This window comes from Mycobacterium palustre (assembly GCF_002101785.1).
Classification (GTDB): domain Bacteria; phylum Actinomycetota; class Actinomycetes; order Mycobacteriales; family Mycobacteriaceae; genus Mycobacterium; species Mycobacterium palustre.
In genome coordinates this window covers 129,356-155,798 of the sequence record NZ_LQPJ01000070.1, presented here as the reverse complement: position 1 = coordinate 155,798, position 26,443 = coordinate 129,356, and the positions used below count along the sequence as shown (strand labels likewise).

General features: G+C 66.6%; 25 protein-coding genes. 19 read left to right on the top strand and 6 right to left on the bottom strand.

What is annotated here, in order from left to right; translation table 11 throughout:
- Positions 1-47 precede the first annotated feature (47 nt).
- Positions 48-548 (top strand): 2-isopropylmalate synthase, encoded by a 501-nt coding sequence (locus AWC19_RS07005; protein WP_085077332.1) that lies wholly within the window; start codon positions 48-50, stop codon positions 546-548.
- Here the strand turns inward: AWC19_RS07005 and AWC19_RS07000 are convergent, their stop codons facing one another.
- Positions 549-2,033, bottom strand: a complete 1,485-nt coding sequence (locus tag AWC19_RS07000; protein ID WP_085077331.1) for a cytochrome P450 — start codon at positions 2,031-2,033, stop codon at positions 549-551.
- 192 nt (positions 2,034-2,225) lie between these two features.
- Between AWC19_RS07000 and AWC19_RS06995 the strand changes: the two genes are divergently transcribed.
- Together AWC19_RS06995 and AWC19_RS06990 are read left to right on the top strand one after the other, a co-directional pair.
- A complete protein-coding gene (locus tag AWC19_RS06995) occupies positions 2,226-2,795 on the top strand; it encodes a TetR/AcrR family transcriptional regulator (RefSeq protein WP_142281043.1) in 570 nt (189 codons plus the stop codon).
- A gap of 19 nt (positions 2,796-2,814) precedes the next feature.
- The gene (locus AWC19_RS06990) at positions 2,815-3,720 is read left to right on the top strand and encodes an SDR family oxidoreductase (RefSeq protein ID WP_085077329.1); all 906 of its coding nucleotides are present in this window, start codon (positions 2,815-2,817) and stop codon (positions 3,718-3,720) included.
- On the opposite strand, the gene AWC19_RS06985 is transcribed toward AWC19_RS06990, so the two are convergent.
- A complete protein-coding gene (locus tag AWC19_RS06985; protein WP_211284867.1) occupies positions 3,682-4,725 on the bottom strand; it encodes a DNA polymerase IV in 1,044 nt (347 codons plus the stop codon). The two genes, AWC19_RS06990 and AWC19_RS06985, sit on opposite strands and share 39 nt — an antisense overlap.
- A complete protein-coding gene (locus tag AWC19_RS06980; protein ID WP_085077328.1) occupies positions 4,713-5,315 on the bottom strand; it encodes a TetR/AcrR family transcriptional regulator in 603 nt (200 codons plus the stop codon). The genes AWC19_RS06985 and AWC19_RS06980 overlap by 13 nt, the downstream gene beginning before the upstream one ends.
- Positions 5,316-5,373: 58 nt before the next feature.
- Between AWC19_RS06980 and AWC19_RS06975 the strand changes: the two genes are divergently transcribed.
- The 9 genes from AWC19_RS06975 (at position 5,374) to AWC19_RS06930 (ending at position 14,177) form a co-directional block, all read left to right on the top strand.
- On the top strand, positions 5,374-5,964 hold the full coding sequence (locus AWC19_RS06975; RefSeq protein ID WP_085077327.1) for an NAD(P)H-dependent oxidoreductase: 591 nt from the start codon (positions 5,374-5,376) through the stop codon (positions 5,962-5,964).
- Positions 5,965-6,475: 511 nt separating this feature from the next.
- On the top strand, positions 6,476-6,736 hold the full coding sequence (locus AWC19_RS06965; protein WP_085077326.1) for a redoxin NrdH: 261 nt from the start codon (positions 6,476-6,478) through the stop codon (positions 6,734-6,736).
- A 152-nt stretch (positions 6,737-6,888) separates the two neighbouring features.
- On the top strand, positions 6,889-7,974 hold the full coding sequence (locus AWC19_RS06960) for a tyrosine-type recombinase/integrase (RefSeq protein ID WP_211284866.1): 1,086 nt from the start codon (positions 6,889-6,891) through the stop codon (positions 7,972-7,974).
- Positions 7,971-8,303 (top strand): helix-turn-helix domain-containing protein, encoded by a 333-nt coding sequence (locus tag AWC19_RS06955; RefSeq protein ID WP_085077324.1) that lies wholly within the window; start codon positions 7,971-7,973, stop codon positions 8,301-8,303. Before AWC19_RS06960 ends, AWC19_RS06955 begins: the two co-directional genes overlap by 4 nt.
- Entirely contained in the window at positions 8,300-10,489 is a 2,190-nt protein-coding gene (locus tag AWC19_RS06950) for a hypothetical protein (protein WP_085077323.1), read from the top strand. The genes AWC19_RS06955 and AWC19_RS06950 overlap by 4 nt, the downstream gene beginning before the upstream one ends.
- Positions 10,482-11,150 (top strand): hypothetical protein, encoded by a 669-nt coding sequence (locus AWC19_RS06945; protein ID WP_142281035.1) that lies wholly within the window; start codon positions 10,482-10,484, stop codon positions 11,148-11,150. Before AWC19_RS06950 ends, AWC19_RS06945 begins: the two co-directional genes overlap by 8 nt.
- A gap of 136 nt (positions 11,151-11,286) precedes the next feature.
- Positions 11,287-11,796, top strand: a complete 510-nt coding sequence (gene nrdI, locus AWC19_RS06940) for a class Ib ribonucleoside-diphosphate reductase assembly flavoprotein NrdI (protein ID WP_245848780.1) — start codon at positions 11,287-11,289, stop codon at positions 11,794-11,796.
- Entirely contained in the window at positions 11,766-13,931 is a 2,166-nt protein-coding gene (gene nrdE / locus AWC19_RS06935; protein WP_085077321.1) for a class 1b ribonucleoside-diphosphate reductase subunit alpha, read from the top strand. Before nrdI ends, nrdE begins: the two co-directional genes overlap by 31 nt.
- A 48-nt stretch (positions 13,932-13,979) precedes the next feature.
- Positions 13,980-14,177: a hypothetical protein gene (locus tag AWC19_RS06930; RefSeq protein WP_142281034.1), complete on the top strand. Its 198-nt coding sequence runs from the start codon at positions 13,980-13,982 to the stop codon at positions 14,175-14,177.
- 523 nt (positions 14,178-14,700) lie between these two features.
- Here AWC19_RS06930 and AWC19_RS06925 read toward each other — a convergent pair.
- Positions 14,701-16,482: a PE family protein gene (locus AWC19_RS06925; RefSeq protein WP_085077319.1), complete on the bottom strand. Its 1,782-nt coding sequence runs from the start codon at positions 16,480-16,482 to the stop codon at positions 14,701-14,703.
- A gap of 331 nt (positions 16,483-16,813) precedes the next feature.
- Between AWC19_RS06925 and AWC19_RS06920 the strand changes: the two genes are divergently transcribed.
- The 6 genes from AWC19_RS06920 to AWC19_RS06895 all read left to right on the top strand — a co-directional run bounded on the left by AWC19_RS06920 (position 16,814) and on the right by AWC19_RS06895 (position 22,301).
- Positions 16,814-17,551, top strand: coding sequence for a TetR/AcrR family transcriptional regulator (locus AWC19_RS06920; RefSeq protein ID WP_142281033.1), 738 nt, complete (start codon positions 16,814-16,816; stop codon positions 17,549-17,551).
- A gap of 107 nt (positions 17,552-17,658) precedes the next feature.
- Positions 17,659-19,206, top strand: coding sequence for a flavin-containing monooxygenase (locus AWC19_RS06915; RefSeq protein ID WP_085077318.1), 1,548 nt, complete (start codon positions 17,659-17,661; stop codon positions 19,204-19,206).
- Positions 19,207-19,723: 517 nt separating this feature from the next.
- Positions 19,724-20,698, top strand: coding sequence for a class 1b ribonucleoside-diphosphate reductase subunit beta (gene nrdF, locus AWC19_RS06910; protein WP_142281032.1), 975 nt, complete (start codon positions 19,724-19,726; stop codon positions 20,696-20,698).
- Between the two features lie 33 nt (positions 20,699-20,731).
- Positions 20,732-21,223 (top strand): hypothetical protein, encoded by a 492-nt coding sequence (locus AWC19_RS06905; RefSeq protein ID WP_085077317.1) that lies wholly within the window; start codon positions 20,732-20,734, stop codon positions 21,221-21,223.
- A gap of 113 nt (positions 21,224-21,336) precedes the next feature.
- Entirely contained in the window at positions 21,337-21,840 is a 504-nt protein-coding gene (locus AWC19_RS06900; RefSeq protein ID WP_085077316.1) for an Rv2253 family sensor-like surface protein, read from the top strand.
- Positions 21,841-21,944: 104 nt separating this feature from the next.
- Positions 21,945-22,301 (top strand): DUF3349 domain-containing protein, encoded by a 357-nt coding sequence (locus tag AWC19_RS06895; RefSeq protein ID WP_085077369.1) that lies wholly within the window; start codon positions 21,945-21,947, stop codon positions 22,299-22,301.
- A gap of 4 nt (positions 22,302-22,305) precedes the next feature.
- On the opposite strand, the gene AWC19_RS06890 is transcribed toward AWC19_RS06895, so the two are convergent.
- Positions 22,306-23,346: an NAD(P)-dependent alcohol dehydrogenase gene (locus AWC19_RS06890; protein WP_085077315.1), complete on the bottom strand. Its 1,041-nt coding sequence runs from the start codon at positions 23,344-23,346 to the stop codon at positions 22,306-22,308.
- 89 nt (positions 23,347-23,435) lie between these two features.
- A complete protein-coding gene (locus tag AWC19_RS06885) occupies positions 23,436-24,512 on the bottom strand; it encodes an iron-siderophore ABC transporter substrate-binding protein (protein WP_425436883.1) in 1,077 nt (358 codons plus the stop codon).
- Positions 24,513-24,670: 158 nt separating this feature from the next.
- Here AWC19_RS06885 and ctaD point away from each other — a divergent pair, with 158 nt between their 5' ends.
- Positions 24,671-26,431, top strand: coding sequence for an aa3-type cytochrome oxidase subunit I (gene ctaD / locus AWC19_RS06880; RefSeq protein WP_085077368.1), 1,761 nt, complete (start codon positions 24,671-24,673; stop codon positions 26,429-26,431).
- Positions 26,432-26,443: the final 12 nt, after the last annotated feature.

The following is a 26,443-nucleotide window of genomic DNA, read 5'->3' as shown; positions in this document are numbered from 1 at the left end:
ACGCTACTGCCGTCGGTCGCCGAACTCGATCAGAGAAGACCGACGCTATGCCTTTTTCTCAGCCCATTTCTCAGCCACTTTCTTGTCCGGATTCCGAATGGTCCGGCCGCCACTTCGAGGCCCCGCTGCCCCGGGGCCTGCGCGAAGAGGCCGGCGCCATGTCCTGGGAAAGCTTCGTCGCCGCCTACGGTCCCACCGCCGGCCCGCTGCGCCTCGGGCACTGGGCGTGCACCGACGGCGAGCGACCCGCCGCCCGGCTCGGCCCGCAACCGCGCAACTTCCGGGCGATGATCGCCGTCGGCGACCACATCAGCACCTCGACCGCGGCGGCCAGCGGCCCGATCGCCGCCCTCACCACGATGCTGCACGACCGGGGGATCACCGTGGAGATGTTGCGGTTCCACCAGATGCGGTCCGGCGACGTCACCGCCACGTTCATCCACGGCAGCAACGGAATTCGCGCGCAGTGGGCGATGGGCTGGGCGCAGGACCCGACGCAGTCCGCGCTGCGCGCGGTGATCGCCTGCGCCAACCGGCTGATGGCGTGACTAGAGCGGGCGCAACAGGATCGGCATGCCGTCCTTGGGCACCGGCATGCCGCCGTAGTCCCACTCGGCGTGGTATCCCGGGCGGGGCAGTTCGAGCCGATACCGGCGCAGCAGGCGGTGCAGGATCGTCTTGATCTCCAACTGCCCGAACACCATGCCGATGCACTTGTGCGCGCCGCCGCCGAACGGCGTGAACGCGTAGCGGTGGCGCTTGTGCTCGTTGCGGGGCTCGGTGAACCGTTCCGGATCGAATTTCAGCGGGTCCGTCCACAGTTCGGGCAGTCGATGATTCATGCCGGGATAGGCAATGACGTTGGTGCCCTTGGGGATGTAGTAGCCCAGCAGGTCGGTGTCACGCACCGTCTGACGCATGGCCCACTGCACGGGCGTCACCAGCCGGATCGACTCGTTCATCACCAAATCCAGTGACTCGAGCTTCTCCAGCGAGTCGATGTCGAGCGGCCCGTCGCCGATCAGGCGGTCCGATTCGTCGCGGCAGCGTTCTTGCCACTCCGGGTGCGCGGCAAGGTGATAGGCCATCGTGGTCGCGGTCGACGTCGACGTGTCGTGGGCGGCCATCATCAAAAAGATCATGTGGTTGACGATGTCCTCGTCGGAGAACTTGTTGCCGTCCTCGTCCTCGGTCTGGCACAACACCGACAGCAGGTCGTCGCCGTTCTTGCCGCGCTGTTCGGCGACCCGCGCGCGGAAGTAGTTCTCCAGCAGCTCGCGCGCCTTGAGGCCGCGCCACCACGTGAACGGCGGGACGCTGGTGCGGATGATCGCGTTGCCGGCGCGGGTGGTGATCGCGAACGCCTTGTTCACCTTGGTCACCAGTTCGCGGTCGGTGCCGGGTTCGTGGCCCATGAACACCATCGAGGCGATGTCGAGGGTGAGCTCCTTCATCGCCGGATAGAGGAGGAAGCGGGCGTCGTTGACCACCCAGTCGTTGGCGACCACCTGGGAGACCACCTTGTCCATCTGCTCGACGTAGGACACCAGGCGGGAGCGGACGAAGGCCTCCTGCATGATCCGCCGGTGGAACATGTGCTCCTCGAAGTCCAGCAGCATCAGTCCGCGGTGAAAGAACGGCCCGATCACCGGGACCCAGCCCTGCTGCGAGTAGTCCTTGTTGCGGTTGGAGTAGATGACCTGCGCGGCGTCGGGACCCAGCGCCGCGACCCCCGGCAGCACGGGCGAATCCCCGAACACGACCGGGCCCTTGGTGCGATACAAAAACAGCAGGTAATCCGGTCCGCCGCGCAGCATCTCGATGATGTGCCCGATGACGGGGAGCCCGGCGTCGCCGAGAACCGGCTTGAGCCCGCTGCCCGGCGGCGGGTCGGCGAGCTTGTGTTCGGGGAACGTGGTGTTGAGCAGCCTGCGCTCCACCAGGCCCATGCCGGGGAAGTTGTTGATCGACGGGGTCAACCGGCGCCGCGCCTGGTCGAGCAGGTAGTGAGGGGTGCTGATGGTGGCGGCCATGAACGCTCCTTTGCGGCACAAGACGGAGGTGACAGCGGTCACTTTCCAACCATCCTTCGGGAAAAAGTTGACGGCTGTCAAGTTTGCTTTTTTGGCGGCGTGGTGCATGGTCGAGACGTGAGCAGCGGCGCCGTCACCCCCGAGCCGGGCGAACCCGCGCGTCGGCGTGGCGACAAGCACCGGCAGGCCATCATGGCCGCGGTGCGCGAGCTGCTGCAGGAAAAGCCGTTCGCCGAGCTGTCGGTCAGCACCATCAGCCAGCGGGCCGGGGTGGCTCGGTCGGGCTTCTACTTCTACTTCGACTCCAAGTACGCGGTGCTCGCCCAGATCATGGCCGAGGCCGCCGAAGAGCTCGAGGAGCTGACGCAGTACTTCGCCCCGCGCGGGCCGGAAGAGTCGCCGGAGCAGTTCGCCAAGCGGATGGTCCGCAGCGCCGCCGCCGTCTACGCCCACAACGACCCCGTCCTGACGGCGTGCAACGCCGCCCGCATGACCGACGCCGAGATCCGCGACATCCTCGAGCAGCAGTTCGACGTGGTGCTGCGCCAGATCACCGCCGTCGTCGAGGCGGAGATGGCGGCCGGGACCGCCGACCCGATCAGCGACGACATCCCGACCCTGGTCCGCACGCTGGCCGGCACCACGTCGCTGGTGTTGACCGGCGACCCGCTGGTCACCGGCCGCGACGATGACGTGGAGCGCCGCGTGCGGGTGCTCGAGCAGCTGTGGCTGAACTCGCTCTGGGGCGGCGGTCGCCGGTAGCGCCGGTATCGTCACGCACATGGCCCGGAAGGCAGCTGAGCGGTATTTCGCGGGAAAGCGGTGTCTGGTCACCGGGGCGGCCAGCGGCATCGGCCGCGCCACGGCCCTGCGGCTCGCGGCGCGGGGCGCCGAGTTGTATCTGACCGACCGCAACGCCGACGGGCTCGAAGCCACCGTGGCCGACGCCCGCGCGCTGGGCGCGCGGGTGCCCCGGCACCGGGCGCTGGACGTCGCCGACTACCAGCAGGTGGCGGCGTTCGCCGCCGACATCCACGCCGAACACCAGAGCATGGACGTGGTGCTGAACATCGCCGGCGTCTCGGCCTGGGGCACCGTCGACCGGCTGACCCACGAACAGTGGACCAAGATGGTCGCGATCAACCTGATGGGCCCGATCCACGTCATCGAGACGTTCGTGCCGGCGATGGTGGCGGCCGGGCGCGGCGGGCACCTGGTCAACGTGTCCTCGGCGGCCGGGCTGGTCGCGTTGCCGTGGCACGCCGCCTACAGCGCCAGCAAGTTCGGCCTGCGCGGCCTTTCCGAGGTGCTGCGCTTCGACCTGGCCCGGCACCGCATCGGCGTGTCGGTCGTGGTGCCGGGCGCGGTGCGCACCCCGCTGGTGAACACGGTCGAGATCGCCGGCGTGGACCGGGAGGACCCCAGGGTCGCGCGGTGGGTGGACCGCTTCAGCGGGCACGCCGTGTCGCCGGAGCGGGCGGCCGAGAAGATCCTCGCCGGCGTCGCCAAGAACCGCTACCTGATCTACACCTCCGCCGACATCCGGGCGCTCTACGCGTTCAAGCGGCTCGCGTGGTGGCCCTACAGCGTGGCGATGCGCCAGGTGAACGTGGTCTTCACGCGCGCCCTGCGGCCGGCCCCGCCGCCCCTACCGCGGCATCACCAACTCGAGTCGCACGCCGAGTAACCGAACCGGGCGGTTTAGCTCGAACAGGTCCAGCACTCGCAGGGCGGCGGCGGTGACGGTATCGGCGTCGGTGGTGGGCTTTTCGAGCTTGCGGATCTTGGTGCGCGTGTAGAACGTCGCGGTGCGCACCGTGACCGCCACGCGGGCGACGACCCGGCCCGCCGCCAGCACGTCGTCAAGCGCCTGCCGCGCCAATTGCGTTACCGCCGAATCCATTTCGGCTCGCTCGGTGAGGTCGCGCGGAAAGGTGACGACGTGGCTGCGCGATCGCGGAACCCAGGGTTCGGCGCTGACCTGCGTGTCGCCGCCGCCCTTGGCCAGCAACAACAGCCACAGCCCGGTGCGCGGGCCGAAGGTGGCCGTCAGCAGCTCCGCGTCGCTGTGGGCGAGCTGGCGCACCGTCGTGATCTCAAGGGCGGCAAGCTTTTTCGCCGTCTTCGGGCCCACGCCCCACAGCGCGTCGACCGGGCGGTCGGCCATCAGCGTCATCCAGTTCGCGTCGGTGAGTGTGAAGATGCCGGCCGGTTTCGCGAAGCCGGTGGCGACCTTGGCCCGCTGCTTGTTGTCGCTGATGCCGACCGAGCACGACAGCCCGGTCTGCGACGAGATGACCGCCCGGATCTGCTCGGCGAGTTCGGTGGGATCCCGCCCGGCGTCGAGCCCGACGTAGGCCTCGTCCCAGCCCCACACCTCGACGGGGTGGCCCAGGTCGCGCAGCAGCGCCATCACCTCCTCGGACGCCGCGTCGTAGGCGGCGGGATCCGACGGGAGAAACGTGGCCCCGGGGCAGCGGCGGGCGGCGGTGCGCAGCGGCATGCCCGCCTGCACGCCGAACTCGCGCGCCTCGTACGAGGCGCAGGTGACCACCTTGCGCGGTTCGGTCGGGTCGCCGCTGCCCCCGACGATGACCGGCAGCCCGACGAGGTCGGGGTGGCGGCGCAGCTCGACCGACGCCAGGAACTGGTCGAGGTCGACGTGCAGGACCCAGCCGGTCACCGCCCGCACAGCTTGCGCGCCAGGCTCTCCCACGCGTCCCCTAACGTCTCCAGGGTGTGCCCGCCGTTGTTCAGCTTGTGCTCCACGTAGTCCGCGTCGAGCAGGGCCAGCAGGGCGTCGGTCTGAGACTCGAGGTTGCCGGTGGTGCCCGCCGAGGACAGCAGCACCCGCACGTGCGTGCGCAGCACGGTGGCCGGCGGCGCGTAGCGCATCTGCGGATCGCGGCTCGCCTCCGACAGCAGCTCGTGGTGCGTGTGCACGAAGCGGATCCGCTCCCGGCCGAACGCCACCAGCCGCTCCACCGGAGGCGCATCGGGGCCCAGCGGCGGCGGGCCGAACAGGAACGCCTGCTGGCTGGCCCGCTCGTCCTCGTCGAGCAAAACCATCATCAGGCCGGCCCGGCTGCCGAACCGGCGGAACAGCGTGCCCTTGCCGACGCCGGCGGCCGCCGCGACGTCGTCCATGGTGACGGCGTCCGCGCCGCGCTCGGCCACCAAGTCCCGGGCGGCCTGCAGCAGCCGGGCCCGGTTGCGCGCCGCGTCCCCCCGCTCCTGGGCAACCGACACCGGCAACTCACCCAGCCGCCCGACACCGTTCACTCATGCACTTTAGCGCGAAAGGAATAAACTGGACTATGGTCCGGTTGGGCGTGCGAGGATGTACTTCAACAATGGAAGGGAAAACGGGACATTGGCAGAGATCAAGATCTTGGCGCTCGTGGGCAGCCTGCGCGCGGCGTCGATCAACCGTCAGATCGCCGAGCTCGCGGCGGCCGTGGCGCCGGACGGCGTCAGCGTCACGATCTTCGAAGGGCTCGACAAGGTGCCGTTCTACAACGAGGACATCGACGAGGCGATGAACGCGAGCGCCCCGCCGCTGGCCCCGGTGGCCGCGCTGCGCGGCGCGGCGGCCGACGCGGATGCCGCGCTGGTGGTCACGCCCGAGTACAACGGCAGCATCCCGGCCGTCGTCAAGAACGCGATCGACTGGCTGTCCCGCCCGTACGGCGACGGCGCGCTGAAGGGCAAGCCGTTGGCGGTCATCGGCGGCGGATTCGGGCGCTACGGCGGGGTGTGGGCGCACGACGAGACCCGCAAGTCCTTCGGGATCGCGGGCGCCCGCGTGGTCGAGTCGATCAAGCTCTCGGTGCAGTTCACGACCCTGGAGGGCAACGCCCCGGCCGAGCACCCCGAGCTGTCGGAGAACGTGCGCGACGTCGTGGGCAAACTGGCCGCCGAAGTCGGCTGAATCTGCCTTCGATCGGGGGGAGCCCACAAGGGCGCCCCCGCCGGGCAGCGTCGTTGCGACAAGCGAATAGCCAAAGCCGCCAGCTTTGCTGGCGGCTTTGCTAGCGGCGGGTGGGCGAGCGCCGCGCGCCGGCGTTGTCGGTGGCCGCTGGTATACCGGCGCCCATGGATGTCGTCGGGCCGTTCTGTGATCTGCGACACGCCGGGCGCGTGTCGGAGTTTCTTCGCGACAGGCCTTACGACCAGGGAATTTCAGAATTGTTATTCAGAAGATGTTGTATCTCGAGATCTTGTCAGCCACTAGGTGTAGTGTTTCGAGGGTCGGCAGAACCCAGGATCGCCAAGCCAGCCGGGCTTGGGGAGCCTCCCGGAATCGGCCCGCCAGGTCGTTCGACCCGACGGCCGCAGGACGGGAGTCTGGGGCCTCGACCGACCGCTGAACTTAGCGCAGACGTAGTACCCCCAGCAGTTGCCAGTCCCCGTACGTTCACCTTCCGTAAAGGAGCGGCATCATGAGCATCACCGTGTACACCAAGCCGGCTTGCGTGCAGTGCAGCGCGACGTTCAAGGCTCTGGACAAGCAAGGCCTGGACTACGAGAAGGTCGACATCACCGTGGACTCCGAGTCGCGCGACTACGTGATGGCGCTGGGCTACCTGCAGGCCCCCGTGGTGGTGGCCGGCAACGAGCACTGGTCGGGCTTCCGGCCCGACCGCATCAAGGCGCTCGCCAATGGAGCAATATTGTCATCTGATGCAACATTGGTTGGCTAGCAATGTTGTCTGTTGTAGCAGCTCAGGTGTCGGGGGGTGAGACCTCGACGCGAATCGCCGATGGTCAGCACCGCCTGAAATCCTCATGCATCAATGATGCATCTGTTACAACAGGCGTCGTGACTAGTGATTCTCAGGGCGTGGCCCGACGGGTGTTGGCGTCCAGTGTTGTTCATCTTGATCCTGAGCAGGCTGTCCTCGAGGCGATGGTGCAGGGCTGGGAAAGCCAGCAGCGGGCGCGGTTTCTTCGGGACGCCACGATCGTGCCCCGGCTTCGGTTGGTGCGGCGATTCGTGGAGTTCTCCGGGCTGTACCCGTGGCAGTGGACGCCGGCTGAGGGTGAGGCCTGGATTAGTGCGTTGCGCTCGGGTCCGTCTCCGCTGCGGGTGTCGACGGCGCGTAACTACGAGATCGACATCCGAATGTTTTGCGAGTATCTGCTGGATCAGCGCTACGGCTGGGTCGCTGAGTGTACGCAGCAGTTCGGTCAGGTCCCGCAGCAGGTTTTCCACGAGGACAACTCGATCATTCATGTCGGGGAGTACGAGGGTGATCCGGCTCGGCGTCCGCTGACCTATGACGAGGTTCAGGCACTGTTTGATGCCGCCGATGCCCGTGTTGGATTGATTCGCTCACGGGGCCGCAAGGGGGCTCTGACGGCGCTTCGGGACGCGGCGATGCTGAAGTTCTGCTACGCCTACGGGTTGCGGCGCCGTGAGGTGGCGCACTCCGATGTTGTTGATCTGCGCCGGAATTCGAAGATGGATGAGTTCGGTCGGTTCGGTGCGTTGTCGGTCCGTTATGGCAAGGCGTCGCGGGGCGGAGCGGCCAAGCGGCGCACCGTGCTCACGGTTCCGGAGATGGGCTGGATCGTTGATGTTCTCGACCACTATCTGTCCGAGGTGCGCCCGCTGTTTCCGACGGGCACCAGTGCGGCGTTGTGGCTAACTGAGCGCGGCACCCGAATCGGCTTGCGGATGCTCAATGTGGCGTTTACGACGGTACGTGATGAGGCCGGCATCGATCCAACCCTTGATCTGCACTCACTGCGCCACTCGTACGTGACGCATCTGGTGGAGTTCGACTATCCGGAGCGGTTCATCCAGGAGCAAGTCGGACATTCGTTCTCCTCCACGACAGCTGTCTATGTTGGCGTGACCAACGAGTACCGTAATCGACTGATCAGCCAGTCGATGCAGTCGCGTTATGGCCGTCACTTCGATCGGCGACCGCGATGAAGCAGATGGATTACGCGTGGCATCTGCGTACGAAAATGGCTGAGAAAGGCATGTTTTCAACTACCGATCTACAGCCGCAATTGGCTGACCGCGGTGTCACTTTGTCGCGTGAACAGACCTACCGTTTGGTCGCTGGGCAGCCGCAACGGTTGAGCATGCACACCCTGGTCGCATTATGCGACATCTTGGAGTGCACCCCGAACGATCTCATCGAGCCGAAGATCACTGAGGTTGCGGCGAGAAGAGCTGCAGGACAGTCGAATAACACTGTCACGGCGATGTCCTCGGCGCGGCGCACCACGATTCGACGGCCCGGGGAGCAGCGATGACCGCCGCCCTCACCACGGCCCTCGCCGCGATCACGGACAGTCTCGCCGCTGCCGGTATCACCATCGCCGATAGCGAGCTTGAGACACTGTTGGTGCGTGCGGACGCCGCCAAGCCGCGTTCGCGGCAGTCGCTGGCGGCCTATCTGGCCGAGCAGGACGACCCCTGGACCACACCAAATCCCTACTGCCCGTATGTGTTCGCACGTGTGGCGTATCTGCTGGCGCAGTCGGGTTACCCGGTGACACCGGTGCCGTGCACGCAATGTGGGCACGTCACCCCCAAGCTGGACCGTGTCATTGACGGCGCCCGCTGCTGCGGGTGGTGCGCCTCTCGGCACACCCGGCATATCTGCGACCGGTGCGGACAACTGCGCTACCGAGTCGCCGCCACCAAGACCGGTGGGATCTGCAGCCGCTGCTACCAGAACGACCCCGAACGGCAAGAAACGTGCGGCATGTGCGGCCGATCCCACATCCCGTCGACACGCACCGCTGAGGGCCTGGCGCTGTGCGGCAACTGCGCTCGCCCCAAATACGTGTGCGCGGGCTGCGGCCGCACCGACCACGCCAAGAAACTCACCGACGCAGGACCGCTGTGCCAGCGCTGCTACCAGGCGCCGGTCCGTGCCTGCGGCAAGTGCGGCGCTATCGGCCGCATCGCGGTGCGCGCTCAGCACGGAGCCCGCGATCTGTGCTTCCGCTGCGCACAGGCCCCTCATGAGCACTGCGCGATCTGCACCCATCACCGGCCAGTGCACACGCGGTGGCCGCTGGGTCCGGTATGCCTGCCCTGCTACCGACGCACCATCGCCCACCCGCAGACGTGCGAAAGCTGCGGCGATACCAAAGTGCTTGTCGCTCTGGACGCGACCGGAGCACGGGTCTGCGGACCGTGCTCGGGAGCGGCGATCGACTACGCCTGCCACAATTGCGGCCACAGCGGGCCGCAGCACTACGCCGGTATGTGCCTGCGCTGCTCGGTGGCACAGGCCACCCGAGAACTCATCACCGTCGACGGATCGATCCGGCCCGAACTCGAGCAGCTGCCCGCCGTCCTAGCCGATCGAGGCCAGCCGGCCTCGACGCTGCGCTGGCTGAGCAAGCCCGCTACAGAAGCGGTGCTGCACACCCTGGCTTCGGATCCAGAGCCGTTGACACACGCCACCCTGGATCAATGCCCACCGACCAACACCCGCCACTGGGCGCGCGCGATGCTCGTCGAGGCGAACATTCTGCCGCGACGTGATGAGCCCATCGAGCGGTTCGAAACGTGGGTCACTGAGCTGACCGCCGGTTTACCGGCCCACCAAGCCACGCTGATCGGGCCATATGCGCGGTGGGCGGTGCTCCGTGCGGCCCGTCGGCGCGCGCGGCGACGCGGCTACACAGACGGGGCCGCGAATTCTGGACGTGAACGGATCCGCACGGCAGTACGACTGCTCAATCACCTTGACCAGCAACACATCCAGACTAGCGATCTGACACAGGCGATGATCGACGGTTGGACAGCGGGTAACGCTGAGCGAAGCTCCAACATCACCGGATTCATTCACTGGCTCGCCCAGCGAGGTGTCACGGCAAGCGATCTGAGCGTCGCGCGGCTGCGCCGAGCCCTGCCCAGTGAAATTGCCTGTGAAGACGCTCATCATGCCCGGATCGACAGACTCCTCCACGGCGACGGCGGTGAGGAACTGCTAACCCGGGTCGCTGGACTTCTCGTGCTGCTCTACGGTGCACGGCTGACCCAAATCCAACGACTCACGACCGGCGACATCACCACCAGCGCTGGCAGCACACAGATCAAGCTGGCTCGCCATCCCCTGCAGCTGCCCGAACCCGTGGGTGCCCTTGTCAATGAACTCGCCGACGCCGCGCGCAACAACTGGCGGGCCCGCGCACACACCGGGCAGCACTACCTATTCCCCGGTGGGCAACCCGGCAGGCCGATCCACACGGCAACACTGAGCAGAAAACTCACCGACGCCGACATACCCGAGCGACTCAGCCGCAACCGCGCACTACTGGCCCTGGCCAACGACATTCCCGCCGCGGTCCTCGCAACGCAACTTGGCCTGCACGCCACAACCACAGCCGGCTGGGCCAAATTCGCCCAACGAGACTGGGGCGTCTACACCGCGATCCGCCAGGGAAGCCTCTCCCAACAGACAGAGGGCGCACATGTCTAACCCAGCCCAGTTGCTACACGCCAAATTTGTCAGCTGGCGTGGTGCACAGAATGTTAACGCCGCCACGGCTCGCGGACTCAACGGACAGAATTGGGACGACCACACGTTGGCGATCCTTCATCTCAGAGAGATCGAAGAGCTCATACGGCTGTTGGAAAGCCAGGGCCGTAACATGCGGGTCGCTCGCGAAGCCCTTCCCACGTGGTATCAGATCGTTTTCGCGTTCGGTAACGGCTGGCAGGGTCAGGGGACCGCCAACATCGACCAAACCAGTCTCAACACACTTGAAATGCTCGCGGAGCGTTTGGAAGATGTAGTACCCGCCCTGGAAGCCGATGGCATCGCCAGAATCAACGGCTACGTCGAGAGCGTCGCTGACGTCTTGGCGGGTGATTCGTCTATACCGGCACCACTGCGTGCTCACATCAATGACGTCATCGCGCACGTCCGCTGGTGCACCGACAACTACGCAACTGTTGGCGATTTCAGCCTCCAAGATGCACTCGAACGTCTCGCTGGTGCCGTCGTGCGTGGCGCCGCAAACAGCACCGACAAAAGCAAATGGAAGAACGTCGTAAACAACATCGTTTGGCCGTTCGCGGTCAACATGATGGCTGCGATACCAGCGGCCGAATTAGTAGCACTCGTCACCGGCACCTGACTCAGAAGATGCACACCAAAAAGGAGGAAACCTATGAATACAGCACCAACGAATATCGACACTCCGCCAGTCGCGACCGCGCTGAGCGCTTAGGCGATAGGCGGGACAGACGTTAGGTAAGGACGGTTGGGCTGCGATGGACGTCACGGGACGCAACCCGGGTTGGACGAGCGGCGACCCGTCGCGCCCGGCTGCGCCGCGCTCGCGTTCGTCGCTGGTCTATTTCTCGTCGGTGTCGGAGAACACCCACCGCTTCGTGCAGAAGCTGGGTGTTCCCGCCACGCGCATCCCGCTGCACGGCCGCATCGAGGTCGACGAGCCCTACGTTTTGATCCTGCCGACCTACGGCGGCGGCCGCGCCACCCCTGACCTCAACGCGGGTGGTTACGTCCCCAAGCAGGTCATCGCCTTCTTGAACGACGAGCACAACCGGTCGTTGATCCGCGGCGTCATCGCGGCGGGCAACAACAACTTCGGCGCCGAGTTTGCCTACGCGGGCAACGTCATCTCCCGCAAGTGCGGCGTCCCCTACCTCTACCGCTTCGAACTGATGGGAACCCCGGACGACGTGGACGCCGTCCGCGCGGGCCTAGCCGACTTCTGGAAGGAACAGACGTGCCACCAACCGTCACTGCAGAGCCTGTAACCGCCGGAGCGCACGGGGTGGCCGACGAAACGGACTACCACGCGCTCAACGCGATGCTGAATCTGTACGACGCGGACGGCAAGATTCAGTTCGACAAGGACGTCCTTGCGGCGCGCCAGTACTTTTTGCAGCACGTCAACCAGAACACGGTCTTCTTCCACAACTACGACGAGAAGCTCGACTACCTGATCCGCGAGAACTATTACGAGCGCGAGGTTCTCGACCAGTACTCGCGCAACTTCGTCAAGTCGCTGCTGGACCGCGCCTACGCCAAGAAGTTCCGGTTCCCGACGTTCCTCGGCGCGTTCAAGTACTACACCTCCTACACGCTGAAGACCTTCGACGGGGAGCGGTACCTGGAGCGCTTCGAGGACCGGGTGTGCATGGTGGCGCTCACCTTGGCCGCGGGCGACACCGCGCTGGCCGAGAAGCTGGTCGACGAGATCATCGACGGGCGGTTCCAGCCGGCCACGCCGACGTTTTTGAACTCGGGCAAGAAGCAGCGCGGTGAGCCGGTCTCGTGCTTTCTCCTTCGTATCGAGGACAACATGGAGTCGATCGGGCGGTCGATCAACTCCGCGCTGCAATTGTCCAAACGCGGCGGGGGAGTTGCGTTGCTGCTCTCCAACATCCGCGAGCACGGCGCGCCGATCAAGAACATCGAGAACCAGTCCTCGGGCGTCATCCCGATCATGAAGCTGCTGGAGGACTCGTTCTCCTACGCCAACCAGCTCGGCGCGCGGCAGGGCGCGGGCGCGGTGTACCTGCACGCCCATCACCCCGACATCTACCGCTTCCTGGACACCAAGCGCGAGAACGCCGACGAGAAGATCCGGATCAAGACGCTGAGCCTGGGCGTGGTGATCCCCGACATCACCTTCGAGCTGGCCAAGAAGAACGAGGACATGTACCTGTTCTCGCCGTACGACGTGGAACGGGTGTACGGCGTGCCGTTCGCCGACATCTCGGTGACCGAGAAGTACTACGAGATGCTCGACGACGCGCGGATCCGCAAGACGAAGATCAAGGCGCGCGAGTTCTTCCAGACGCTGGCCGAGCTGCAGTTCGAGTCCGGCTACCCCTACATCATGTTCGAGGACACGGTGAACCGGGCCAACCCGATCGAGGGCAAGATCACGCACTCGAACCTGTGCTCGGAGATCCTGCAGGTCTCCACGCCGTCGGAGTTCAACGACGACCTGTCCTATGCCAAAGTGGGCAAGGACATCTCGTGCAACCTCGGGTCGCTCAACATCGCCAAGGCGATGGACTCGCCGGACTTCGCCCAGACCATCGAGGTGGCCATCCGCGCGCTGACCGCCGTCAGCGACCAGACCCACATCAGGTCGGTGCCCTCGATCGAGCAGGGCAACAACGACTCCCACGCCATCGGGCTGGGACAGATGAACCTGCACGGCTACCTGGCGCGCGAGGGCATCTTCTACGGCTCCGAGGAAGGCATCGACTTCACCAACATCTACTTCTACACGGTGCTGTATCACGCGCTGCGGGCCTCCAACCGCATCGCGATCGAACGCGGCACGCACTTCAAGGGTTTCGAGCGCTCCAAGTACGCGTCGGGGGAGTTCTTCGACAAGTACACCGAGCAGCTGTGGGAGCCCAAGACCGAAAAGGTCCGAAAGCTGTTCGCCGACGCAAAGATCCGCATCCCGACCCAGGACGACTGGCGCCGGCTCAAGGAGTCGGTGCAGGCCCACGGCATCTACAACCAGAACCTGCAGGCGGTGCCGCCCACCGGGTCGATCTCCTACATCAACCATTCGACGAGTTCGATCCACCCGATCGTGTCGAAGGTCGAGATCCGCAAGGAGGGCAAGATCGGGCGGGTCTACTACCCGGCGCCGTACATGACCAACGACAACCTGGAGTACTACCAGGACGCCTACGAGATCGGCTACGAGAAGATCATCGACACGTATGCCGCGGCCACCCAGCACGTCGACCAGGGGTTGAGCCTGACGTTGTTCTTCAAGGACACCGCCACCACGCGCGACGTGAACAAGGCGCAGATTTACGCCTGGCGCAAGGGCATCAAGACGCTGTACTACATCCGGCTGCGGCAGATGGCGCTCGAGGGCACCGAGGTTGAGGGCTGCGTGTCCTGCATGCTGTAGCGGACGATGATCGCCGAGCATCACAGTCTGCACCCCGTTGGCGACCCGATGAGCGAGACGTTTCGCATCGCCGACCGCATCGACGTCAGCCGCGGACTGCTCACCGATCCGTTGCCCCGATCGTTCGTCAAACGGGTGGTGCGGGAGTTGCCTTACCTCGGCTTCCATGCGTTCTTGGCGCGCGGCTTGACCGGCAACGCGGTCACTCACCCGCGGCGGCCGGTTCCCCCGATGCTGAGGTGGTGACAGCGCGGTTCGCCAGGGGCACGGTCGTCGTCGATTGACCGCGTATTCGGGGCATCGCCCGCGCTTCCGCGTAGACCGGCGTCGCTTACGTCCGTAATTCTGCATCGGGACAGTCGCCGAAGAAGGCGACTGGTGCAGCCGCCATCGACGATTACGCGAAAAGGACCGAACTTTGTGAATAACACTGAGTCCGAGCTGTTCATCGACGGACGTTGCCCGAGGGGCGCGCGACCTCAGCGGCGGACCGGGCGCATTTCCAACCAGGATTCGCCGACGTCCTGAAAAGCGCGCGGCGGCCACCAGGGAGGCGTGCACCCGCGACATCGACGCGCCGATAACGTTTTTGCGATCGTGAACAGCCTCATCCGGTCGCGTTCGTCGGCTACGCGGCCCTGATCAGCAAGACCGACGGCGAGGGAACCCGGCCCAGTGCCTAGGACACACGATCACCCTGACGTGCAAAAGTGGCTGCGTCCCCTGCATGCTGCGGCGAGGCACCGGTTAACGGATAGTGGGCTATGGCTCAGCTGGAGCCGGGCGTTCCGTCGAGTCCTAACCATTTCCCGCCGGTCCCACCGATGCCCGCGGAACCCGGACCGGCGTTTCCGATCCCGGCGTTGCCGCCATTACCACCGTTACCGATCAGCTGGGCGTTGCCGCCCTTGCCGCCGTTGCCGCCACGGTGGCCGGTTACAAATGAGTCGCCCCCAGCCCCGCCTGATCCACCGGAGCCAGTTAGGCCGGCGTTGCCACCTGAGCCGCCGTCGCCGCCTTGCATAATGCCTGTCCCGCCGCCGCCGCCGGCCCCGCCGTCCCCGAACAGCATGCCGCCAAGGCCACCAGTTCCGCCGGCACCGCCCGTGGTGCCGCCGGCTCCTCCGAAACCACCCAGGCCACCGGCCCCAACGAATTTTGCCGCACCGCCAGCACCGCCAGCGCCGCCTATGCCGATAGCTGAGGCGCCGCCGTGGCCGCCGGCGCCGCCTGAACCGAACATGCCAGCTTCGCCGCCGATGCCGCCAGCGCCTGCTTCGGACAGCGATTGGCCGCCCACTCCACCCGTCCCGCCATTACCAAAAAGAAGAGCGCCGGCGCCCCCGGCACCACCCGCGCCGCCGGTGTTGCTAAGCGAAAGCCCGCCTGCACCGCCTGTCCCGCCGTTACCCAGCAGCCAGCCGGCGGCGCCGCCTGCGCCACCGCTTCCACCGTCACCGCCACCGTTCGCCTGTGAACTACCGCCGGCGCCTCCGCTTCCACCGTCACCGAAAAGCAAGCCGCCGGCGCCACCAACGCCGCCCCTTCCACCGCTTCCGGTCGCAGCCATGGAATCTCCGCCTCCCCCTCCGGCGCCGCCCATACCGAACAGGCCAGCGTGGCCACCTGCCCCGCCGGCACCACCGATATCTGCGGTGGAGAGTCCGCCGGCGCCGCCGATCCCACCATTGCCAGAAAGGACGCCGCCCGCGCCTCCCGCGCCGCCCGCGCCACCGGCCAGCGCTGCATCTCCACCTGCGCCACCCATACCGCCAACGCCAAACAACCCGGCGTTGCCGCCGGCGCCGCCAGCGCCACCGGCACCTGTGGCCAAACCTGTGGCTAATCCACCCGGGCCGCCGGCGCCGCCGGAGCCGAAGAGCAATCCGCCGGCTCCACCGTTGCCGCCTGCTCCAGCGGGGCCGAACACATTGGTTGCGCCAGCGCCACCGGCCCCTCCGGTCCCGAATAGGCCGGCGGCGCCGCCCGCTCCGCCGTTTCCGCTAACACCCCCAGCCGATATGGCCGATCCGCCGGCCCCGCCAGCCCCAGCGGTGCCCCACAATAGGCCCGCCGCGCCGCCGTTGCCGCCGTTCTGACCGGGCCCGCCCGAGCCACCGTTACCGCCATTACCGATGAGAATGCCGCCGTTGCCGCCGCTTTCCCCGGTCCCCGGTGCGCCGTCGGCGCCGTTGCCGATAAGCGGGCGTCCGACCAGAGCCATGGTGGGCCCGTTCACTGCGTCCAACAGTTCCTGCATCGGCGACGTGCTGGCTGCCTCCGCCGTCGCATACCAGCCTGCGGTCGCACCCAGGGTATGGACCAATTCGTCGTGGAACCCCGCGGCCTCAGCACTGAGCGTTTGGAACACCTGGCCATGCTCCGAGAACAACCCCGCCACCGCGGCAGACACCTCATCGGCGCCAAGTGCCAGCACCCTCGTCGTCGACGCTGCCGCTATGGCATTGGCCTGGTCAAGCGCCGCACCCATACTTGCCAGCTCGCTCGCCGTTGCTGCGATAACCTCGGGCGTCGCTATTACGAATGACATAGGCTCCCCCACCGATCAAAAAAACGATCTGTAGGGCCGGTGATCGTAACACCACTGCGCAACGAATTTCCCCCTTTTTAACCGCCGCACGCTTCGTGGCGCCGGACGCAAGTTAGTTGCTTGGCGCGACGAGATCTCCGCGAGCTGGGCCGCAAAAGCGGTGTGCGCACCCAGTCGCGTCGAATGGCACCTGGAATATCGATGTAGCTACGCGGTGATCCACATGTACCGCTGGAGCTGCGAATCTCATATCCCGTCCTCTCATCAACCGACCCGGTCGCCGAATGTGGTTCGCCCAGGTCAGCGGCCACCACGGGGTATGGTGCTTGATGTGGTGCGAATACCTCGGCCTACGCGGCCCCACCCCGGCGTCACGCCGGGGGTGAAGGTCGACGCGCGCAGCGAACGCTGGCGCGAACACCGCAAAAAGGTGCGCGGCGAGATCGTCGACGCGGCGTTCCGCGCCATCGACCGGCTGGGGCCCGAGCTGAGCGTGCGGGAGATCGCCGAGGAGGCCGGCACCGCCAAGCCGAAGATCTACCGGCACTTTCAGGACAAGTCCGACCTGTTCCAGGCGATCGGGGAACGCCTGCGCGACATGCTGTGGGCGGCGATCTTTCCGTCCATCGACCTGAAGACCGACTCGGCGCGCGAGATCGTCCGGCGCAGCGTCGAGGAGTACGTCAGCCTGGTCGACCGGCACCCCAACGTCCTGCGGGTCTTCATCCAGGGCCGCACCGCGGCGAGTCCCCAGATCCTGGAAGAGGGCCGCGGGATCACGCTGGCCATGGCCAACATGTTCGACAACGAGCTGCGCGAGATGGAGCTCGACCACGCGGCCTTCGAACTGGCCGGCAATGCGGCGTTCGGCTCGGCCGCGTCGGCCACCGAGTGGTGGCTGGGGCCCGACCCGGACAGCCCCCGGCGCATGCCGCGCGAGCAATTCGTCGCGCACCTGACGACGATCATGATGGGCGTCATCGTCGGCACCGCCGAGGCGCTCGGCTTGGCCATGGACCCCGACCAGCCGATCCACAGCGTCGTGCCCATCAACTCCGCCGTCGGCTGAGCGGCGCGGCGTTGACATCGCCGGGCCATCGATAACATCCGCCGCGTCCGATACCCTGGGTACTGGGTATTTGCGGGAGCTAGCAGAAAGACCGATCGACCGCGACCGTGACCGTGACACAAGCCGAGCCGGCAGCGTCGGCGCGGGAGCCGGTGCGCACCCGCGCCATCATCATCGGGACCGGGTTTTCCGGGCTGGGCATGGCCATCGAGCTGCAAAAGCGGGGCGTGGACTTCATCATCCTGGAGAAGGCCGACGACGTCGGCGGCACCTGGCGGGACAACAGCTATCCCGGCTGCGCGTGTGACATCCCGTCGCACCTGTACTCGTTCTCGTTCGAGCCCAAGCCGGACTGGAAGAACCCGTTCTCCTACCAGCCCGAGATCTGGGACTACCTGCGGGGCGTCACCGAGAAATACGGGCTGCGCCGCTACATCGAGTTCAATTCGCTGGTCGACCGCGGCCACTGGGACGAGGACGAATACCGCTGGCACGTCTTCACCAGTGACGGACGCGAATACGTCGGCCAGTTTCTGATCTCGGGGGCCGGCGCCCTGCACATCCCGTCCATCCCCGACTTCGAGGGTCGCGACGAATTCGCCGGACCCGCCTTCCATTCCGCGGAGTGGGACCACAGCGTGGACCTCACCGGCAAGCGGGTGGCCGTGATCGGCACCGGCGCCAGCGCGATCCAGATCGTCCCGGAGATCGTCGGCCGGGTCGCCCAGCTTCAGCTCTACCAGCGCACCCCGCCGTGGGTGGTGCCGCGCTCCAACCCCGACTTCCCCCCGGCCCTGCGGCAGGCGATGGCGACCGTTCCCGGGTTGCGGGCGCTGGTTCGCCTCGGAATCTATTGGGCCCAAGAGGCTTTGGCGTACGGCATGACCAAGCGGCCGAACGCGCTGAAGTTCATCGAGGCGTACGCCAAGTACAACATCCGCCGCTCGGTCAAGGACCGCGAGCTGCGCCGCAAGCTGACCCCCAGCTACCGCATCGGCTGCAAGCGCATCCTGAACTCCTCCACCTACTACGGCGCGGTCGCCGACCCCAGGACCGAGCTGATCACCGACCACATCGCCCGCATCACCCGCGACGGCATCGTCACCGCCGACGGCACCGAACGCCCGGTCGACGTGATCGTCTACGGCACCGGCTTCCACGTCACCGACTCCTACACCTACGTCCAGATCAAGGGGCTGCACGGCGAGGACCTGGTGGACCGCTGGAACCGCGAGGGCATCGGCGCCCACCGCGGGATCACCGTCGCCGACGTGCCCAACCTGTTTTTCCTGCTGGGACCCAACACCGGGCTGGGGCACAACTCCGTGGTGTTCATGATCGAATCCCAGATCCACTACGTCGCCGACGCGATCAAGCTCTGCGACAAGCGGGGCGCCCAGGCGCTGGCGCCGACGCGCGCCGCCCAGGACCGCTTCAACGACGAACTGCAGCAACGGCTTTCGCACTCGGTGTGGAACAGCGGCGGCTGCAGCAGCTGGTATCTCGACGAGCACGGCAAGAACACCGTGTTGTGGGGCGGCTACACCTGGGAGTACTGGCGGGCGACCCGGTCGGTCAAGCCCGAGGAGTATCGGTTCTTCGGCGTGGGCGCCCGCTCACGCGCCGACGGTCGCGCGGCGGCCGTCGGGGGCTGAGCTTTTCGCCGAGCTTTCGCAAAAGTCCGAAGGTTCAGGCGCACGATGCGGTCCAGGACTTTGTCGGAGACCAGGCGGCTGATCCGCACGCCGGTCGCGGCGGTCGGGGCTGCTGTCGCTGATCGCCCTCGGCCGCACCCGGCCCCACCTGTACCGGTTGATGTTCACCCCGCCGGCGGGTGACCCGACCGCGGCGATGCGGGCGGCCGAACGCACGCAGGATCTGTTCCTGGGCATCGTGGGTCGCATCGTCGGTTCCCGACGGTTTGGATTTCAGCGGCCACCTCGATCTGGACAAGTGGCACACCGACGCCGAGGAACTCGTCGACACGCTGATCTCGTTGTTGCCCAGGGCGAAGGGCTCCGCCCCTTCGCAGTGAGGTACGGGCTCGGCGAATCCCGCGGCGCGCGACACGGCGCCACACAACTTCTTGTGTTGCGCCGGCTTGTCGTACCCCAGGGGTAGTGTTTGAGCTCTGAAGATTGCAGGCAAAACTTCTGGCGAAGTGGGGTTCCGGTGACCGAAAAAATGAAGCTGATTGACCGCGTTTCGGCGATCAACTGGAACCGGGTGCAAGACGACAAGGACGCCGAGGTCTGGGACCGGCTGACCGGCAACTTTTGGCTGCCGGAAAAGGTGCCCGTGTCCAACGACCTCCCGTCGTGGGGAACGCTGACCGCCAGCGAGAAGCAGCTGACGATGCGGGTGTTCACCGGGCTGACGTTGCTGGACACCATCCAGGGCACCGTCGGGGCGGTCAGCCTGATCCCCGACGCGCTGACCCCGCACGAGGAGGCCGTCTACACCAACATCGCGTTCATGGAGTCGGTGCACGCCAAGAGCTACAGCTCGATCTTCTCCACGTTGTGCTCGACCGCCGAGATCGACGACGCCTTCCGCTGGTCGGAGGAGAACGTCAACCTGCAGCGCAAGGCCGAGATCGTCATGGAGTACTACCGCGGCGACGAGCCGCTCAAGCGCAAGGTGGCCTCGACGCTGCTGGAAAGCTTCCTCTTCTACTCCGGGTTCTACCTGCCGATGTACTGGTCGAGCCGGGCCAAGCTGACCAACACCGCCGACATGATCCGGCTGATCATCCGCGACGAGGCCGTGCACGGCTACTACATCGGCTACAAGTTCCAGCGCGGCCTGGCGCTGGTCGACGACGCCAAGCGCGCCGAGCTCAAGGACTACACCTACGAGCTGCTCTTCGAGCTCTACGACAACGAGGTGGAGTACACCCAGGACCTCTACGACGAGGTCGGGCTGACCGAGGACGTCAAGAAGTTCCTGCGCTACAACGCCAACAAGGCGCTGATGAACCTCGGCTACGAGGCGCTGTTCCCGCGCGACGAGACCGACGTCAACCCGGCGATCCTGTCGGCGCTGTCGCCCAACGCCGACGAGAACCACGACTTCTTCTCCGGGTCGGGCTCGTCGTACGTCATCGGCAAGGCCGTCGTCACCGAGGACGAGGACTGGGACTTTTAAAGCCGCGGTCGCCTTCGGGACCCTCGGTGTGTGATGAGCACCGACGACAGCGTGGGTGCGGCAGACTTCCGTCGCGCATTGGCGCTCATCCAGCACGGCGAGCGCGGCGACGAAGCGGGCATGCGCGTCATCGTCGACGACGAGGTCATCCCGGCCGGCCGGCTGCCACAGCTGATCCGCGCCACCGTGTCGATCCTGTGGCAACTGGTGGCTCAGCTCTGCGACCCCGACGAAGTCGCGGAAATCGGCGAAACCCTGTTTTTGGCGGCTACCGACGCCGAGACCGGTCTCGACCGCGACAACCGGCTCGTGGCCCGGATGTCCATGGCGCAGCATGCGGGGGATCCCGGCGCCGAGTATGAGGTGCTCCGCGACGCCGCCACGACGCCCGGCGGCCTGGTGCGCCTCGCGCTCACCGCCGCAGGTGTCGTCCCCGCGATGCTGCCTCAGCTACGCACCGCTGCCGGCCGGCAGTTGATCAACAACCTGGCGATGCAAGCCCTGCGTGAAGAGAACAGCGGCTGAGCAAGACCGTCGTCAACGAGGACGAGGACCGGGACTTCCGAGGTGCGCGCTTGTCGGGCGGCGGGAAGGCATCACACTATAGGGGCGGGGTACGGGGACCCGAAGGAGTGACCATGGTCCCACGCAGTGCGAGCGGCCTGGCCGGCCTGTGCGCCGCGCCGCTCGCGATCGCCCTGTGGCTTGCCCCGAGCGCCTGCGCCGACGCCGCGTCGTGGAACGGCCAGTACGCGATCACGTTCATGGTCGGCCCCAAATCGGGGACCAGCATGGCCGTCGGCGACCCCGAGGTGCAGCACACCGACACCTACGGGTTCCGCTCGAGCTGTAGCAGCGGAAAGTGCGTCGCCACGATCGTCAGCGGTCCGCCGCCGAGCAACCCCACGGTGCCGCAACCGGTCCAGTTCACCTGGGACGGGTCGTCGTGGGTGCAGCACAGCGATTTCCAGTGGGACTGCATGATGCCCGACACCACGATCCAGTGGAATCCGGCCCACGCCGACGTGCGCTACACGCCCCAGCCCGACGGATCGCTTGCCGGCACCATGCACACCGACATCTCGAGCGGGGCCTGCCAGGGCACCATCGACATGGACATGAGGGCCGAGCGGGTGGGGTAGGCCCGTCTTCTGATCGGATCGTGAACGGCGCATGAATTGTCGGGGCGCCCGGGCGCTACGGTGGCGCCGCCGGCCGGGCACCCGTGACACTAATTGGCGTGTCGATAACACAATCTTCTACGGCCGCTTTTTTCCGTTCAGTTATCCGGTGGCTGCAGTGCGGCTACCCCGACGGCGTCCCCGGTCCCGACCGGGTCCCGCTGCTCGAGCTGCTGCGCAGCACCCCGTTGACCGAGGAGCAGATCAAGGAGGTCGTCGACGAGATCGACGAGGAGGTCCCGCCGGGCGAGGAGATCGGCCGGGACGTGATCGAGGACTTCATCTCCGGCGTGACCCACCACGACGCCGGTCCCGAGAACATCGCGCGGGTGGCCGCCAGGCTGGCCGCCGCCGGCTGGCCGCTGGCCGGCATCGCCGCGGCGCCCGCCAACGGCGAAGCAGCGGCCTCCGAATCGGCCTGAGCCGCTACATCTTGGAGATGTCGATCACGAACCGGTAGCGCACGTCGCTGGCGAGCACCCGCTCGTAGGCCTCGTTGATGTAGTCCGGCTCGATCAGCTCGATCTCGGGCGTCACGCCGTGCTCGGCGCAGAAGTCCAGCATCTCCTGCGTCTCGGCGATCCCGCCGATGTTGGACCCGGACAGGCTGCGCCGCATCAGGGCCAACGCGAACGCGTGCGTCTCCATGGGGTGCTCCGGGATGCCCAGCTCGACGAGGGTGCCGTCGACGTCGAGCAGGTTGAGGTAGTCGTCGAGCTTGAGGTTCGCCGAGACGGTGTTGAGCATCAGGTCGAAGCTGCCGCGCAGCTTGCGGAAGGTGTCCGGGTCTGACGTCGCGTAGTAATTGCTGGCGCCGAGCCGCAACCCGTCCTCCATCTTCTTCAGCGATTGGGACAGCACGCTCACCTCGGCGCCCATCGCGGCGCCCAGCTTCACGCCCATGTGCCCCAGGCCGCCCAGGCCGATGATCGCCAGCCGCGTGCCCGGCCCGGCGTTCCAGTGCCGCAGCGGGGAGAACAGCGTGATGCCGGCGCACAGCAGCGGCGCCGCCTTGTCCAGCGGCAGCGAGTCGGGGATGCGCAGGACGAAGTTCTCGTCGACTACGATCGCCTGGCTGTAGCCGCCCTGCGTCGGCGTGCCGTCCTTGTCGATGGCGTTGTAGGTGAAGATCGCGCCCGGCTTGCAGTACTGCTCGAGCCCGGCCTTGCAGCTGCTGCATTCGCCGCAGGAGTTGACCATGCAGCCCACACCGACGTGGTCGCCCACCTTGTACTTGGTGACTTCGGGGCCCACTTCGGTCACGACGCCGGCGATCTCGTGCCCCACGACCACGGGGTAATTCGGTGTGCCCCATTCGGCTTTGGCCGTGTGGATGTCGGAGTGGCAGATTCCGGCGAACTTGATGTCGATCGCGACGTCGCGCGGGCCGGGGTCGCGACGGTCGATGGTGGTCTTGGTCAGTGGTGCCGTCGGCGAAGTGGCGGCGTACGCCGAAACTGTTCTCATGAATATCCCTCTTTAGTCTCGATGCGTCGTCAGAAAGTTTAGCTAAGGTAATGTTTTCGGGCCACTTGCGGGGTTGGCCCCCCCGACGGCTAGTTTATCGGGGCGTTGACCAGGCGCAGGTCGTCGACGATGCCGCGGGCGGCGATCAGGCCCTGCCCGGTTTGCCATATCTCGTCGTTGACGACGTAGACGCGGTTGTCGCGATTGGCGGAGAGCTTGCGCCACGGGCCGCTGTCCAGGACGGTCGCGGCGCGCTCGGCGGCGGCCGGGGTCGCACACGAGACGTACACCACGTCGGCGTCGGCGGCGGCCAGGTCGGGGTTCTTGGTGAGATCGGCGTCGGTGGCGCCGATCTCGATATAGGGCTTGTCGGTGAACCGCTGGGCGGCCGGCCGGTCCACGCCGACCGCGCCGAGCACGCTGGCGGGGAAATTGTTGGCCCCGTAGACCCGGATGGTGGTGGTGGTCAGCTGCACGATCGAGGCCTGGAAGTGCGACGCGTCGTGGGCGCCGCCGATGCGGGTGGCCCGCTGCGCGAAGCCGCCGAGCAGCGCGTCCACCGCGCCGCTTCGCGCCGTGGCCGCCCCGACGCCGCGCAGGTTGTCCTGCCACGCCGCACCGGGCGGCCCGGTGAACACGGTCGGGGCGATCGCGGCCAGCCGCGGATAAAGCTGGGGCGTCAACCCGACCGATCCCAGAATCAGGTCGGGGCGGGCCGCGGCGATGGCGCCCACGTCCGGGTTGCTGCGGCTGCCGACGCCGGGCACGCCGCGCACCGCGCCGCCCAGGTAGGCGGGCTGGCTCACCGCTCCGTCCGGCAGGGCGGCGCCGACCACCCGCGATTGCAGGCCCAGCGCGCACAGCGCGTCGAGTTGGTCGCCGGAGAGCACCACGATGCGGCGCGGCTCGGCCGGCACCTGGGCCGTTTCGGGCGTGACCCCGGCCGCGTTGCGGGCCGGCCGGGTCGGCGGTCCGGGATCGGGGGCGGCGGCGTCCCGCGCGCACGACTCGTCGGGCTTGCGGTCGTTGCCCAGCACCCCGGCCCCGGCGATTTGGGTGGTCGGCGTGACCAGCGACCGGGTCGACGACGCGGTGCCCGCGTTGTGCGAGCCGCAACCGGCGCAGGCTGCGATTACCGCCGCGGCGACGGCGGTCGCGGCCACGATCGATCGCCTGCCCAGCACGCGCTCGACGCTAACATCCGGCGCCTTCGAAGCCACTTACGACAGTTTGTAGGACTGCCACTGACGGCGAGTTCTGCGGAGGCTAAGATTCGAGTCATTACTGGGTTCGGGCCCCTGTCCGACGATGTTTGGAGGAGCTGTTGACAGCCGAAGCCCCGCCGCTGGGAGAACTCGAGGCCGTCCGTCCCTACCCGGCCCGGACCGGTCCCAAAGGCAACCTCGTCTACAAGCTGATCACCACCACCGATCACAAGATGATCGGCATCATGTACTGCGTCGCCTGCTTCATCTTCTTCTTCCTGGGCGGGCTGCTGGCGCTGCTGATGCGCACCGAGCTGGCGGCGCCGGGGCTGCAGTTCCTGTCGAACGAGCAGTTCAATCAGCTGTTCACGATGCACGGCACGATCATGCTGCTGTTCTACGCGACCCCGATCGTGTTCGGGTTCGCCAACCTGGTGCTGCCGCTGCAGATCGGCGCCCCCGACGTCGCCTTCCCGCGGCTGAACGCGTTCTCGTTCTGGTTGTTCGTGTTCGGCGCCACGATCGGCGCGGCGGGCTTCATCACCCCGGGCGGGGCCGCGGACTTCGGCTGGACCGCCTACACCCCGCTGACCGACGCGATCCACTCGCCCGGCCCCGGCGGTGACCTGTGGATCATGGGCCTGATCGTCGCCGGTCTGGGAACGATCCTGGGCGCGGTGAACATGATCACCACCGTGGTCTGCATGCGCGCGCCCGGCATGACGATGTTCCGGATGCCGATCTTCACCTGGAACATCCTGGTGACGTCGATCCTGGTGCTGATCGTCTTCCCGCTGCTGACCGCGGCCCTGTTCGGCCTGGCCGCCGACCGGCACCTGGGCGCCCACGTCTACGACGCCGCCAACGGCGGCGTCCTGTTGTGGCAGCACCTGTTCTGGTTCTTCGGCCACCCCGAGGTGTACATCATCGCGCTGCCGTTCTTCGGCATCGTCACCGAGGTGATCCCGGTGTTCGCCCGCAAGCCGATCTTCGGCTACACCACGCTGGTCTACGCGACGCTGTCGATCGCCGCGCTGTCGGTCGCGGTGTGGGCGCACCACATGTTCGCCACGGGAGCCGTTCTGCTGCCGTTCTTCTCGTTCATGACGTACCTGATCGCGGTGCCGACGGGGATCAAGTTTTTCAACTGGATCGGCACGATGTGGAAGGGGCAGTTGACCTTTGAGACGCCGATGCTGTTCTCGGCCGGCTTCATGGTCACCTTCCTGCTGGGCGGCCTGACCGGCGTGCTGCTGGCAAGCCCGCCGCTGGACTTCCACGTGACCGACACCTACTTCGTCGTCGCGCACTTCCACTACGTGCTGTTCGGCACGATCGTGTTCTCCACGTTCGCCGGCATCTACTTCTGGTTTCCGAAGATGACGGGCCGGCTGCTCGACGAGAGATTGGGCAAGCTGCACTTCTGGTTGACGTTCATCGGTTTTCACACCACCTTCCTGGTGCAGCACTGGCTGGGCAACATGGGCATGCCGCGCCGCTACGCCGACTACCTGCCGACCGACGGCTTCCAGCCCTACAACATCGTCTCGACGATCGGTGCCTTTATCCTGGGCGCGTCGATGTTCCCGTTCGTCTGGAACGTCTTCAAGAGCTGGCGGTACGGCGAGGTCGTGACCGTCGACGACCCGTGGGGTTACGGCAACTCGCTGGAGTGGGCGACCAGCTGCCCGCCGCCGCGGCACAACTTCACCGAGTTGCCCCGGATCCGTTCGGAGCGGCCGGCATTCGAGCTGCACTACCCGCACATGGTGGAACGGATGCGCGCCGAGGCGCATGTGGGTCGCCACGCCACGGCCGGTGAGTCCCCGAAGGGGTTCGGGCCCCGCACCGAACCCGACCGCTCGACCAGTGAGCAGTAGCGGCGGCAATCT

Bases quoted from the DNA above. Each gene is read 5' to 3' on its own strand.
- AWC19_RS07005 (WP_085077332.1), top strand. From the start codon at position 48: ATGCCTTTTTCTCAGCCCATTTCTCAGCCACTTTCTTGTCCGGATTCC.
- AWC19_RS06965 (WP_085077326.1), top strand. From the start codon at position 6,476: ATGAGCATCACCGTGTACACCAAGCCGGCTTGCGTGCAGTGCAGCGCG.
- AWC19_RS06955 (WP_085077324.1), top strand. From the start codon at position 7,971: ATGAAGCAGATGGATTACGCGTGGCATCTGCGTACGAAAATGGCTGAG.
- AWC19_RS06945 (WP_142281035.1), top strand. From the start codon at position 10,482: ATGTCTAACCCAGCCCAGTTGCTACACGCCAAATTTGTCAGCTGGCGT.
- AWC19_RS06975 (WP_085077327.1), top strand. From the start codon at position 5,374: ATGTACTTCAACAATGGAAGGGAAAACGGGACATTGGCAGAGATCAAG.
- AWC19_RS06890 (WP_085077315.1), bottom strand. From the start codon at position 23,346: ATGAGAACAGTTTCGGCGTACGCCGCCACTTCGCCGACGGCACCACTG.
- AWC19_RS07000 (WP_085077331.1), bottom strand. From the start codon at position 2,033: ATGGCCGCCACCATCAGCACCCCTCACTACCTGCTCGACCAGGCGCGG.
- AWC19_RS06990 (WP_085077329.1), top strand. From the start codon at position 2,815: ATGGCCCGGAAGGCAGCTGAGCGGTATTTCGCGGGAAAGCGGTGTCTG.
- AWC19_RS06925 (WP_085077319.1), bottom strand. From the start codon at position 16,482: ATGTCATTCGTAATAGCGACGCCCGAGGTTATCGCAGCAACGGCGAGC.
- AWC19_RS06905 (WP_085077317.1), top strand. From the start codon at position 20,732: ATGAGCACCGACGACAGCGTGGGTGCGGCAGACTTCCGTCGCGCATTG.
- AWC19_RS06995 (WP_142281043.1), top strand. From the start codon at position 2,226: ATGGCCGCGGTGCGCGAGCTGCTGCAGGAAAAGCCGTTCGCCGAGCTG.
- AWC19_RS06930 (WP_142281034.1), top strand. From the start codon at position 13,980: ATGAGCGAGACGTTTCGCATCGCCGACCGCATCGACGTCAGCCGCGGA.
- AWC19_RS06900 (WP_085077316.1), top strand. From the start codon at position 21,337: ATGGTCCCACGCAGTGCGAGCGGCCTGGCCGGCCTGTGCGCCGCGCCG.
- nrdI (WP_245848780.1), top strand. From the start codon at position 11,287: ATGGACGTCACGGGACGCAACCCGGGTTGGACGAGCGGCGACCCGTCG.
- AWC19_RS06950 (WP_085077323.1), top strand. From the start codon at position 8,300: ATGACCGCCGCCCTCACCACGGCCCTCGCCGCGATCACGGACAGTCTC.